15 protein-coding genes are annotated in these 12,826 nt (G+C 41.4%); 6 read left to right on the top strand and 9 right to left on the bottom strand.

Features of this window, described 5'->3' with window-relative positions:
* Window positions 1-236 (top strand): T9SS type A sorting domain-containing protein (locus QZ735_RS10820; RefSeq protein ID WP_294248086.1); only part of this gene is annotated, 236 nt, incomplete at its 5' end.
* Between the two features lie 634 nt (window positions 237-870).
* Here the strand turns inward: QZ735_RS10820 and QZ735_RS10815 are convergent.
* The gene (locus tag QZ735_RS10815; protein ID WP_002976288.1) at window positions 871-1,206 is read right to left on the bottom strand and encodes a DUF3276 family protein; all 336 of its coding nucleotides are present in this window, start codon (window positions 1,204-1,206) and stop codon (window positions 871-873) included.
* A gap of 99 nt (window positions 1,207-1,305) precedes the next feature.
* Window positions 1,306-2,967, bottom strand: coding sequence for an ABC transporter ATP-binding protein (locus QZ735_RS10810; RefSeq protein ID WP_294248083.1), 1,662 nt, complete (start codon window positions 2,965-2,967; stop codon window positions 1,306-1,308).
* 90 nt (window positions 2,968-3,057) lie between these two features.
* Between QZ735_RS10810 and nusB the strand changes: the two genes are divergently transcribed.
* The 5 genes from nusB to QZ735_RS10785 all read left to right on the top strand — a co-directional run bounded on the left by nusB (window position 3,058) and on the right by QZ735_RS10785 (window position 6,322).
* A complete protein-coding gene (gene nusB, locus QZ735_RS10805; protein WP_294248081.1) occupies window positions 3,058-3,963 on the top strand; it encodes a transcription antitermination factor NusB in 906 nt (301 codons plus the stop codon).
* Between the two features lie 9 nt (window positions 3,964-3,972).
* Window positions 3,973-4,494 (top strand): DUF1573 domain-containing protein, encoded by a 522-nt coding sequence (locus tag QZ735_RS10800; protein WP_294248076.1) that lies wholly within the window; start codon window positions 3,973-3,975, stop codon window positions 4,492-4,494.
* Window positions 4,495-4,498: 4 nt separating this feature from the next.
* The gene (gene yajC / locus QZ735_RS10795; protein ID WP_294248074.1) at window positions 4,499-4,867 is read left to right on the top strand and encodes a preprotein translocase subunit YajC; all 369 of its coding nucleotides are present in this window, start codon (window positions 4,499-4,501) and stop codon (window positions 4,865-4,867) included.
* Between the two features lie 232 nt (window positions 4,868-5,099).
* On the top strand, window positions 5,100-5,831 hold the full coding sequence (locus tag QZ735_RS10790) for an SDR family NAD(P)-dependent oxidoreductase (RefSeq protein WP_294248072.1): 732 nt from the start codon (window positions 5,100-5,102) through the stop codon (window positions 5,829-5,831).
* Window positions 5,768-6,322, top strand: coding sequence for a hypothetical protein (locus QZ735_RS10785; protein WP_294248090.1), 555 nt, complete (start codon window positions 5,768-5,770; stop codon window positions 6,320-6,322). The genes QZ735_RS10790 and QZ735_RS10785 overlap by 64 nt, the downstream gene beginning before the upstream one ends.
* 87 nt (window positions 6,323-6,409) lie before the next feature.
* Here QZ735_RS10785 and QZ735_RS10780 read toward each other — a convergent pair whose 3' ends face one another.
* The 7 genes from QZ735_RS10780 to QZ735_RS10750 form a co-directional block, all read right to left on the bottom strand.
* Window positions 6,410-6,856, bottom strand: a complete 447-nt coding sequence (locus tag QZ735_RS10780) for a hypothetical protein (protein WP_294248068.1) — start codon at window positions 6,854-6,856, stop codon at window positions 6,410-6,412.
* Window positions 6,857-6,957: 101 nt separating this feature from the next.
* Window positions 6,958-8,838, bottom strand: coding sequence for a DNA ligase D (ligD, locus tag QZ735_RS10775; RefSeq protein WP_294248066.1), 1,881 nt, complete (start codon window positions 8,836-8,838; stop codon window positions 6,958-6,960).
* 74 nt (window positions 8,839-8,912) lie between these two features.
* Window positions 8,913-9,515, bottom strand: a complete 603-nt coding sequence (locus tag QZ735_RS10770) for a DNA polymerase ligase N-terminal domain-containing protein (protein ID WP_294248063.1) — start codon at window positions 9,513-9,515, stop codon at window positions 8,913-8,915.
* Complete coding sequence (locus tag QZ735_RS10765; protein WP_294248061.1) at window positions 9,515-10,300, bottom strand: Ku protein; 786 nt, start codon at window positions 10,298-10,300, stop codon at window positions 9,515-9,517. The genes QZ735_RS10770 and QZ735_RS10765 overlap by 1 nt, the downstream gene beginning before the upstream one ends.
* A gap of 506 nt (window positions 10,301-10,806) precedes the next feature.
* On the bottom strand, window positions 10,807-10,980 hold the full coding sequence (locus QZ735_RS10760) for a hypothetical protein (RefSeq protein WP_294248058.1): 174 nt from the start codon (window positions 10,978-10,980) through the stop codon (window positions 10,807-10,809).
* Between the two features lie 158 nt (window positions 10,981-11,138).
* The gene (locus QZ735_RS10755) at window positions 11,139-11,735 is read right to left on the bottom strand and encodes a hypothetical protein (RefSeq protein ID WP_294248056.1); all 597 of its coding nucleotides are present in this window, start codon (window positions 11,733-11,735) and stop codon (window positions 11,139-11,141) included.
* A 59-nt stretch (window positions 11,736-11,794) separates the two neighbouring features.
* On the bottom strand, window positions 11,795-12,826 hold a 1,032-nt coding region (locus tag QZ735_RS10750; protein ID WP_294248053.1), incomplete at its 5' end, for an amino acid--tRNA ligase-related protein.

Below are 12,826 nucleotides of genomic sequence, written 5' to 3'. Positions count from 1 at the left end.
CGCAGACAAGCCTGAAGGTTTTCCCGAACCCGGTACAGGATGACCTGAACATCGTGTCCGATGAGAAAATTCTTTCGGTAACGGTATACAGTGCAGCCGGACAACTGGTATTGACCCAACCGGTGAATGATACCAAAACGGTCATCCACATGTCTTCTGCAGTATCCGGAATGTATCTGGTGAAAATCAAACTTGCCGGTAATACGGAGAAAACAGTGAAAGTGATTAAACGGTAAATACAGCATTGCAGACCAGAGAACGGATCGTTAATTTCCGGACTCGCACTGCAGGCTTTAGCATCCGTATGGTATAAGGGATTGTCTTTTCAGGCAATCCCTTTTTTTATGGAAACGGTGACGATCAGAAATAGTTCTCAAAATGCGGACTCATCAATATGCATCTGCATTATGCACCTGTTGATTTTTGAAATAAAATCAACAGGTGCATTAATTGATACATAGAAAACATTAGATCATCAATAGAAATGGGCTTTAGCCCATTTTCAAAATGGAAATCAGCATATTATCAATAGAAATGGGCTTTAGCCCATTTTCATCTTTGTCACAAACCTGAATGCGGTATACGGATGCATACAGATAAGCTCATCTCCAGGGGCTGAAAAATAAGTTTGTATATAAAAACAGAATAAATGGTAGCATATGCCCGCTTTGCATATAGATGACAAAAGGATTGATCAGATGATCCGGCAAAGAGGCAGTGTATTACAGAAAATAAATATTTTGAAATAAAAAAGGAAGGTGGTAAGCTGATAACCGGCTGGATTGCTCACTAGGTCCGGATTTCTATTTCCGGACATAAAAAAAGCATCTTTTTTTCAGATGCTTGTGTTTTTTAGAAGTATACTTTTTTTTAAACCTCGTCGTCAGAGTCAATGGTGTACGATCTGCTTTTGAAGTCTTTGTCGTGTTTCTCCGATATTACATCCTCACCCTTTTCGTTAATGATAAAATCTGTGGATTCATTAAACATCTCCTGAAAACTTTTAAAATCTTCTTTATAAAGATAGATTTTATGTTTCTCAAATGTAGCTTCCCCGTTTTCCCCGAAATTCTTTTTGCTTTCAGTAATGGTAAGATAATAATCTCCTGCTTTCGTCTCGCGCACATCAAAGAAATAAGTTCTTCTCCCTGCTTTTAACACCTTGGTGAAAATTTCATTTTCATGGCGTTCCTTGTATTCACTCATTGTTAGATATTTTTTAATCTTGTTAGGAACAAATATAAAAGTTTTCTTTCAATCACAAAATTTTTTTTATGATTTATTTAACATTTCCGAACAAATGAGCTAAGCAGTTACGGAATTGTCAATTTCCGTGAGGTTCAGGATTTTATCGGCTCTTTGGGCGCTAGATTCTCTGTGTGTGATGATTACGGATGTGGCATTTTGTATTTTCCTGTCGATATTTTCCAGAATATTTTGTTCGGTCTCCGTATCCAGTGCAGACAGGGAATCGTCAAAAATAATAATCTTCGGATCTTTAATCAGGGCACGGGCAATACAGATCCGTTGTTTCTGGCCTCCGGAAAGCATCACGCCGCGCTCGCCTACCATCGTTTTGTACTGCTCTTTAAAGCCGGTAATATTTTTGTCAACATCAGCGATGGTTGCATATTCCACTACTTTCTCATGGGTAGGCTGATCGATGGCAAAACCGATGTTGTTTTCAATGGAATCAGAAAAAAGATAACTTTCCTGGGGAATGTAGCCGATGAAGTTCCGGTAATTCTCCAGGTTATGGTCTTTCAGGTTCTTACCGTCAACCAGGATCTCGCCTTCCGTAGGATCAATCAGCCGGCATAAGAGTAACGCAATGGTAGATTTTCCGCTTCCGGTCTTTCCCATAATGGCTAAGGATTCACCTGCCTTTACCGTAAAGCTCAGGTTATCCAGTGCCCTGATTCCGGTATTGGGATAAACATAGGAAACATTCCGGAACTCGATATCTCCTTTGATAGTATAATTCTCAAAATTATGGTTCACGATTTCGGATTTCTTATCCATGAATTCATTGATCCGCTGCATGGAAGCTTCAGCCCTCTGGTTCACGGAGGTTACCCAGCCTACCATGGAAAACGGAAAGATCAGGGTATTGATGTACATGAAAAAATCGGCAATTTTACCGATGCTCAGTTCGCCGGCAATGTATTTCTGCCCGCCGATCCAGATGATGGCTACATTCAGCAGACCGATCACGAAAAGGATAATGGTAAAAAAGTAGGCTTCCGTCTTGGTAAGGTCAAGTGCTTTATCCTGATAATCAGTTACCTTCACGCCATAATTTTTCTCAATATATTTTTCACGGGCAAAAAACTTCACTACGCGGATTCCTGAAAAGCTGTCCTGCACAAAAGTGGAGATGGCGGACTGGCTTTTCTGCATGATCTTCGATTTTTTATTGATGACCGAACTTACCTTGTAAATGGCAAAGGAGAGGATGGGTAACGGAAGCAGGGTCCACAGGGTCATGGAGACATCCGTCTTCAGCATGTAAATGGCAGTAATAATAACCAGTACCAGAAGATTGGCCACATACATCACACCGGGACCAAGGTACATCCGTACGGCTACGACGTCTTCACTCAGACGGTTCATCAGGTCACCGATGGTCGTCTGCTTATAGTCGGTTAAGGACAGGTCCTGATAATGGCGGTAAATTTTATTCTTCAGCTCATATTCAATCCTCCTGGAAGCCACAATGATGGTCTGTCTCATCATAAATGTGAAAATCCCGGTCAGCAATGAACAGCCTACGATGATTGCTACATAGATCAGCACCTGGCGGTTGAATCCAAGGTTGCCGCTGTGGGTAAGCGCATCTACGGATTTTCCTACAAACTGAACTTTATAGATGTTGAAAAAATTGCTGGCAATGATGAACAATACTCCCCAAAATAACAGTATTTTGTGCTTCCAGAAATAGGGGTTCAGGGTTTTTAAAGCTTTCATAAAGTTTTACAAAATTACGAAAATGTGGCCAGACTATGAATTTCATCAATTTTAAATTTTATATCTTTGCACCCATAAAAAGCTCTTTGAATGTTAGGAAGACGACAAATCCGTGAAAAAGTAGTACAGACTGTGTATTCTTATTACCAGAATCCTGTAAAGTTTGATGTGTTAGAGAAAAACATGTTCAGTGGGATAGAGAAAATCTATTATCTATACATCTATCAGCTGAATTTCCTGGTAGCCCTTAAAGACCTGGCAGAAAACCAGATCGAAATCGGGAAAAACAAATACATCAAAACCGATGCTGATATTAATCCTAACCAAAAATTCATCAATAATCAGGTTCTTAAAAAGCTGGAGGAAAACCCGGAACGTCTGTTTTTCACAGGCCAGCACAAACAGCTGAAGTGGGATATGCATGATGACCTGTTGGTAAAGACCTTCCAGAGGATTACTGCAGGGAAAAGATATCAGGATTTTATGAAGGAGGAAGGGTATTCCTTCGAGGAAGACCAGAAGTTCATCGGGAAATTATTTCTCCGCTACATTGCAGAAAATGATGATTTCCACGATTATCTGGGGGATAAGGAACTTTCCTGGTATGATGATATCCATATTGCCAATTCCATGGTACAGAAGACCATCGGTTTCCTGAAGGAAAATGAAGAAAGCCGGACGTTGATCAAAATGATCAAGGATGAGGATGACAAGACCTTTGCCATGAAATTGCTGAGAAATACACTGGACAGCTGGGAAAACAACGAAAAGAAACTGCAGGAGCGGCTGGAAAACTGGGACCTGGAAAGGGTTTCGCTCATGGACAAAGTTATTTTATCAACAGCAATAGCCGAACTTGATAACTTCCCGCTCACACCTTCAAGAGTCATTATCAACGAATACATCGAGATTGCCAAAGTGTTTGCAACAGACCGTTCGAACATCTTTATTAACGGAATCCTGGATAAGTATTGTAAAGATCTAAACAGAATATAAATCAGTTATATGAAAAAGACATTGTCAGTTATTGCCTTATCAATCATAGGCTTCGGATTGGTTTCCTGCAAAAAAGAAAATAAGGAAACAGCAACAGGGACAGAAACAGCTGCCGTAGATTCTACCGCTACAGGAGCCATGGCTGCGCCAGGCGATTCAGCCATGGCACCGGCAACAGCTGAGGCCGGTACCGGTGCTGCTGCTACTCCTAACCAACCGTTAACCACCATTGCCCTTTCTGAAAGCAATTTCGATTTCGGTAAAATCAAAAAAGGAGATAAAGTAGAGCATGTATATGAAGTAACCAATACGGGAAGCAACCCGTTGGTGATCTCAGAAGTAAAACCGGGATGCGGATGTACGGCACCGGATTTCACCAAAGAGCCGATCATGCCGGGGAAAAAAGGGAAAATCACCCTTCATTTCGATTCTTCAAACTTCGACGGTAACGTAAATAAGTATGCTGACGTTTTTGCCAATGTGGAAAAAACACCGGTTAAATTAACCTTCACTGCAAACATCCAGCCTTAAGATCATGAATACGATATCCATATTTCTACAGGCACCTGCCGGCGGAAGCTCGCCAATGATGCTGATCATGATGGGGGTAATGTTCGTAGGATTTTATTTCCTGATGATCCGTCCCCAGATGAAAAAGCAGAAGCAGGAAAAGAATTTTCAGGAAACCCTGAAAGTGGGAACCAGAGTAGTCCTTACTTCCGGGCTCCACGGAAGGATTGCCCAGGTTCACGATGACGGCTTTATCATCGAAACCCTTTCCGGAAAGCTGAAATTTGAAAAAGCAGCCGTTTCCAGGGAATTTACGGAAGCCCGCTTCGGAGACAAGGCCAAAGCGGCAGAAAAAATTGAAGATAAAAAAGAAATCGACCTGGAGAAAAAATAGTTTTTCAGGTTTGAAATCAATACCGTTTCGGCGGGGTAGGCTTTGTTTACCCCGCCGGAACTTTTTGTATCCTGTGATACGTTCTTTTTTTATCGGTGGTATGTTTAGAATACTGTTGGCCTCTTATGAACTACTATCTGTTTTATAAAAAGGGCTATACAACGCCATCGTGTGATCCGTATTTATTCTTTTCCATAGTGTTGTTGGGTATGGTTTGGATTATCTTTGCCCCATGAATCAAAACACTGTTAAAAACGTTCTCATTCTGGGTGCCAACTCCGATGTGGCAAAGCAATGCATCCTGCAATACACGAGGAATGGATTTTCCGTTATCGCAGCTTCCCGGAATATCCGTTCGCTTGAAAGTTTTGTTACGGAGCATGGCCTTCACCCGAAGGTTTTGGTGTTGTCTTTTGATGCAGCTGATTTCGGTTCCCATCAGGCTTTTTATAAAGCACTTCCGATAAAGCCTCACATTGTCGTTTACGCGGCCGGCTTTCTGGTGGATAATGAAACGGCCCTAAAGGATTTCAAAGGGACCCAGCAGATGATGACGGTAAATTATATGGGAGCTGTCTCTGTCCTGAACTGTATGGTGGCAGATACCGGGAATAAAAACCTGGAAAGGATCATCGGGCTGTCTTCACTGTCGGGTGTCCGGGGCCGGAAGAGCAACTTTGTGTATGGAAGCACCAAGGCAGCTTTCACCACATACCTGGCCGGGTTGAGGCAGGAGCTGGCACCGCGGAATATAAAAGTCAATGCACTGGTCATCGGCTATATCCGGACCAAAATCAATGAAGGCCTGCAACTGAACGAATCCCTGATTATGGAACCGGAATATGTAGCAAGGCATATCGTTAATGCCGGAAACTCGTTCACTATTGTTCCGGACTTCAGATGGAAACTTATTTATTTAATTCTGAAAATACTGCCGGAAGGGCTGGTGGCGAAATTACCATAGATTTGATCATGAAAGATGAACTTTTGCGAATAACAAATTATATTGATAATATCGATGTAAACGGTACCTCAGAGAATTTCGAATACGATTTTTGTCCTTTTTTGCAAAATATCCTGGATACTTTGACAGCAGAACAGCAGGATGATTTTATAATAGAAATATTCAGATATAAAGATCCATATCTTTATTTTATAGCCCGGTTTTTAGATTTTGCAGATTATAATTTGAAGGGCAGATACCTGTCTTCGTATGTTTTCTGCGAATGTTTTGCGAAAATTAATGATGTGGAATATCTGTATTGTCTATATTTAAATTTAGAGATACACCTGATGAAGAGAAGATTTTTTACAGATGATCTGGTCTTATCCATCCCGGATATTATTAATAATTTATACCTTTTGATCAACCAGGTAAGGGATGAAAATAGCATTGATTATTGCTTGAAAATTATTGAAAATCTGCATGATCAGGCATATGGTATTCCTCAATAAGTGTGTTCTTCCTATCAGATTATTTTTTTTAAAATAAATAGGGGAAGATGACTTTCTTTCGGTCAACCGGAAAATCAGACCTGTCAACTACCTTTGATGAATCTGAACCTTATCAAAATGCAATTTTTCTATCAATATGTTATAATTGTCAAGCAAAAGATAACTGCTGCCATAACATGAAAGGTGCAGATCACCGGCGGTATTTTCAACAGAAAACATATTACCACTGTTTCCTATTGGCTGCTCTGTAAATTTCAATTTTATTAAAGCAGTCATATAGTTCATGACTGCTTTGCTTTGTGAATCTGATAAATAAAAGCTGTTTGCAGATTCTTTATGCTGGATTATCGAACCGGAAGCATTTCTTTCAGAACAGTTGATGCGGTATCTGATATAACTTAACAGGACCTCTCTTCCTAATCTGTACAGTTTTATCTTTTCTTCATGGCCGCCCCATTCGCCGCAATCATTAAATCGCGAAGTGATCAACAACGTATCGTTATCATGTAAGACGTTTTCAAAAGCATATTCCATATCTGCTGATTCCGGGTTTTTACGGCAGGAGATCAGCATCAGAAAAAAGATGATAAAGAAAAAAAATTTCATGGAATTATATTTCCTTTCAAATATAGATATTATTTAATATCCTGTAATAATTCCAGTGCTGCCATCATATCAATACCCTTTCCTAAAACAGGCTTAAAGAGATCGCCTTTTTCTTTGATTCTTTCCAGGGCATTATGGATGTTGAAATCTGTAGGCTTCATTCCCGGTTTCAGCTCATCCCATTCCAGCGGCATGGAAACGGCGGCTCCTTCTTTCGGGCGGATGCTGTATACACTGGCCAGGGTCTGTCCCTGACGGTTCTGAAGGTAATCCATATAAATTTTATCATGGCTTCTTTTCTGAAGGCTCCTCTCCAGGGTGGTCAGCTCCGGAAGTTTTTCATGGACCTGTTTCATCAGGATATGGGCGAAATCTTTTACCTGATCGAAATCATATTTCCCATCCATTGGAATGTAGATATGGATTCCCGTACTGCCTGAAGTTTTACAATAGCCCTGGATTTTAATGGATTTCAGAACCTCATTGACCTGCAGGGCCGTTTCGATGACATCATCAAAAGTGTTTCTTTTAGAAGGATCGAGATCAAGAACCAGATAATCCGGGTGATCTAGATCGGGCAAAGCGCTGTTCCACGGGTTCATATCGATACAGCCGAGGTTGTTGAGATAGGCCAGGGTAGCTTTGTCGTTACAGAGCATATAATCGATGTATTCATCGGTGGATTCGGAAAATACTTTCGTGGTCTTGATCCATTCGGGGATATTTTCCCCGGCATCTTTCTGGTAAAAGCCCTGCTTCCCGATTCCGTTGGGAAAGCGGTTGAGCGAAAGCGGCCGGTTTTTCAGGTGGGGCAGGATGAAATCGGCTACAGATTGGTAATAGGTGATAATATCACCTTTGGTGAGGTTATCTTTGGGAAAATAGATTTTATCCTGATGGGTTAGCTTTACTTTGTGGCGGTTCAGCGTGATTTCAGTCTCTTCATCAGAAACTCTGGTCTTTTTGGCAACGGTGGTTTTCGGTTTCATATCTTCAGGTTTTTCGGTAACGGATCGGGAAGTCCCCTGTACTTCTTCCGGTTCCTTATCTTCCCGGATGGTAACGAAAACGGGATGCCGGAAAATGCCGTCATTCGTAATTTCAGAATATTTGATTTCGCAGACCAGTTCCGGACGGATCCAGGTAACCGGTGAATTGGTTTTAGGTGTTTTTTCAAACGGTGATTTTTTTACCGCCATTGCTTCCAGCCTTTCACGGATTTCCAGCAGCGATCCGCGGTTAAATCCCGTCCCCGTATGTCCGCAATAGATAAGTTCGTCATTTACATATTTTCCCAGAATCAAAGCTCCAAAGCCTATTCTGGAACCTTTCGGTTCTGTAAACCCGCAGATAATGGTTTCATCGGTTTGGGAAAATTTCACCTTCAGCCAGTCGGTACTCCGGTGGTCTTCGGTATAAATGCTGTCCGATTTTTTTGCAATCATACCTTCCAGGTCCAGTTTATGCATCTCCTCATAAAAGCTGATGCCTTTTTCCTCCACGTGATCGCAATACCGGATCACGTCGGTTTCAACAAGGGCTTCTTTCAGTAATTCTTTCCGTTGGACCAGCGGAAGATTTTCGGTAGAATGCCCGTTTAGCCAGAGCAAATCAAAAACCTGATACACTAAAGCAAGGTCAGGATGATCACCGATTTGCTGCAGCAGCTGGAAATTCGGCCGTCCTTTAGCATCATAAGCCACAATTTCCCCGTCCAGGATCATCTGATGTTTCTGCCTGCTGAAATCCCTGGCTACTTTTTCAAATTTGGAAAGAAATGAAATCCCGTTTCGGGAATAGAATTCCGGCTCATCTTTGCTGAGATCGGCAACGGCCCTGTAGCCGTCCCATTTGATCTCGAAGATCCAGTCTTTATGGTCGAAGGGTTCATCATGCAGTTTGGCAAGCATGGGGTGAATAAACGAAGAAAGCTTTTTCTCCTCACTTAATGCGGAGGGATCATGAAATGGCTTATGATGCTGCCCTACGCTGGCTTTTTGCCGGTTTTTGGGCTTTTTTTTTCCTCCAGGAATTCGGTGACTGCTGATTTTGAAGAAGTATGGTCTTCTGCATCGTAGCTGCTCTCGGCAAAATCATCCTTATGCTTAATCAGCAGCCAGGCATTGCCTTCTGAATTTTTCATTCTGACCAGAGCAAATTCACCTTTCAGTTTTTTGCCGTGGAGAATAAATTTCAGGGAGCCTGCTTTCAGTTCCTTCAGCAACTCTTTTGCATCGGACAAAGTACTCGTATCATCCAGTGGCTCATAGGTTCCGCTATCCCAGATTTCCACCTGTCCGGCACCGTAATTTCCTTCGGGAATATTTCCTTCGAAATCTTTATAATCGTACGGATGGTCTTCTACCATCATCGCAAGGCGTTTGTCTTTCGGATCAAGGGAAGGACCTTTCGGTACCGCCCAGCTTTTCAGCACGCCGTCCATTTCCAGTCTGAAATCATAATGAAGCCGGGAAGCAGCATGCCGCTGTATCACGAAGACCAGCTGGTTGCCGCTTTTCTTTACGGAACCTTCCGGTTCACTGGTTTCATCAAATCTCCGTTTATTATGATAATCTTTAAGGGCCATCAGGATGCATTTTTAGATTTGGAATTCTGTAAACTGGCTTTTAGCTGCGCCATCAGGTCAATTACTTTACCGTCTTCGGCAGGTTCCGCTTTTTTGACTTTGACGGTTTTACCCTTCGCCTTCTGCTTGATGATCTTCATCAGCTCATCGGAATAATTGTCTTTATACAGGGTCGGATCAAAATCCTGGGAAAGCTGCTCGATCAGATTGACTGCCATTTTAAGCTCGGCCGGTTTCGGCGGTTTCTTAGCCGGGATTTTCAGGTCACTATAATCACGGATCTCCTCGGCAAACCTTAGCCGGTTCAGCACCAGGATATCGTCATTGTAAGGCCTGATCATGCCTATGGCTTCGCTTTCCCGCAGGACGAAAGTACCGATACCCGCCATTTCCGTTTTGGACAGGGCTTTCAGCAAAAGGCGGTACGCATTTTCACCGTTTTTCTGAGGTTCCAGATAATAAGGGTTTTCAAAATATACCGAATCCACTTCCTCTTCCCTCACAAACTGGTCGATGGAAAGGATCTTGGTTTTCTCCGGGCTGGCGGCTTCATAATCGTCTTCATCCAGGATGATGTATTTGTCGTCCATCAGATAGCCTTTCACAATGTTTTCCCATTTTACTTCTTTTCCTGTGGATTCATTTACCCGTTTGAAACGGATGTTGGAGTAATCGGATTTATCCAGCATATCGAGATCCAGCTTTGTGGTTTCCGTTGCCGAATAGATCTTTACAGGAATATTTACCAGGCCAAAACCGATGGCGCCGTTCCAGATTGCTTTCATTGTACTGTATTTGGTCTGAATCGTACAATGTCTGTGCCGTGAGATGAATATTTGTGGGGTCTGATATTTCATAATGGCTTTTTGATCCGGGCTTTATCTTTATGATATTCAATTATTTTATTGAAATTAATTTCAACAATATTTTCCTAATCCAAATGAAGCATAGTCCAGGACGTATTTTTAACATAAGAAAAATGAATATCTGAAACAGGGTATTCACTCAAAATATTAAAGTTATTTTCATGGTTTTGATAGTGGTTCACTTATTATGAACTGAGGTTTTTTGCATTCTGATTACTCAGTATTTATGAGGTCATTTTTTATATAGTCAAATATATCCGTTCTGATGTCTCCTATCGTTGCATCCAAGTCATATTGCTTGGAAATGATGATATATCTGTTTTTTTTCATAGCAATGACGGATAACTTCTACAGGTATTGTTTCGCCATTTTCAAGACTTAAAAATCCGCTGAAACAATCACAACGGTTCCGTCCTTCATCAGCTTCAAAAATGATCAAAAATCCCTTTAATATCATTTCTGCTGAAAAATATTCCGTTAAATTCTGCTGAAACAATAGCGTTTTCGGATAATTTCTCTTTTAACTGAAAAGCAATTAAATTTTTAGCGCCGCAAATGCTTATCATGCAAAAAGCCATAAGAAATCCTGATCGTTTCATATAGGAAACTTTTTACGTGAAGTTTTCTGCCGTCCTGAAGATTGATGATATGTTATTTCTAAAATAACATACACAGGAAGAATACCAACGCTCCTGTTGCAGAAATACAGAAAAGGAAAATTATTACAGAAACGGATATTTTCATGAGGCAATAAAAGCTATGTCTCTTTTGGATTCATTTCAGATGTAAATACTGCAGGGTTTATATCTTCCAGAAACGTTAAGTCAATATAATAATTTGTAGGAATATATTTGTCAAAATAAACGGTTGCGGAAATATGATGACGGAAAATTTCTTTCAGCACCATGGCCTCAATATTGGTAAAGGCTGTGATTACGGGTAAAGATTTATTGAAATAAGGAATAGTAACTTTGGTCTTTACAAATTTTATATCGTTTTGATTATAGAAGATATTAGCATAGTCATTCTGATCTTTTCCGATAGCGAAAACATAGCTTTCGATTGCAGCCCCCGTCAAGTCAATGTCTTCACAGATCTTATATTTTTTGATGGTACCAATGGTAATATCTCTGCGAAAATTTTCAACGGCAAAAGGTTTGTCATTTTCTTTGAGTGAACGGATGAAAAGATAGATCGGAGCCAGGATCAGAATTCCTATTACAAAATATCCTCCTTTAAAGTCAAAAGCGTTCTTCTCTTTCGAATACCCGATTCCATGATAAAAAATAAACAATCCAAAGTACCAGAGGATGATAACCGGAATCTCCCAAGGTTCTCGTTTATGCTTTTTCATTGCGTAAATTAAATGTTATATGAAATAAAAAAGCGGAGAAAAATTTCCCCGCTTCTAATTTATGATTTTATATTCAATTGCAATTCCAGTTCATCCAGCTGTTCGTTGGCGATTGCAGCCGGCGCGTCGATCATCACATCGCGCCCGGAATTGTTTTTAGGGAAGGCGATATAATCCCGGATCACCTCATTTCCGTCGAGGATGGCTACCAGACGGTCGAAACCGAAGGCCAGTCCGCCGTGAGGAGGAGCTCCGTATTTGAAGGCATTCATTAAGAATCCAAACTGGGCTTCCGCTTCTTCTTTGGTAAAGCCTAACAGATCAAACATTTTGGACTGCAGGTCTTTATCGAAAATCCTGATGGATCCGCCACCGATTTCGTTGCCGTTCAATACCATATCATAAGCATTGGCTCTTGCTTTTCCCGGATCGGTTTCCAGCAGGTGGAAATCCTCAGGCTTCGGAGAGGTAAAAGGGTGGTGCATGGCGTGGTAACGGCCGCTTTCTTCATCAAACTCCAGTAACGGGAAGTCAACGACCCAAAGCGGGGCGAATTCATTTCCTTTTCTCAGGCCCAGGCGGTTTCCGAGCTCCATTCTTAAAGCTGAAAGCTGGGTTCTTACCTTGTGCTCGTTTCCGGAAAGGATCAGTATCAGATCGCCTTCTTTAGCCCCGAATTTCTCGATGATCTTGGCTAAATCTTCTTCGCCATAGAATTTATTTACGGAAGAAGTCTTTACTCCGTCGTTCTGGAATTTTACCCAAACCATTCCGGAAGCCCCGATCTGTGGTCTCTTTACCCAATCCACCAGCTCGTCGATCTGTTTTCTTGTATAGTCTGCACATCCTTTCACATTGATTCCGACAACCAATTCTGCTTCATCAAATATTTTGAAATCTTTTCCTTTAACAAGATCGTTCAATTCCACGAATTCCATTCCGAAACGGATGTCCGGCTTGTCGTTTCCGTATTTCTGCATCGCATCGGCAAACGTCATTCTCGGGAAATCCCCGAATTCCTGGCCGGTGATGTCTTTCAGCAAAGTTTTTGTCATCCCTTCGAAAACATTCATCACATCTTCCTGCTCCAC

This window comes from uncultured Chryseobacterium sp., from assembly GCF_913776365.1.
Classification (GTDB): domain Bacteria; phylum Bacteroidota; class Bacteroidia; order Flavobacteriales; family Weeksellaceae; genus Chryseobacterium.
This window is presented reverse-complemented; position numbering and strand designations above follow the sequence as displayed.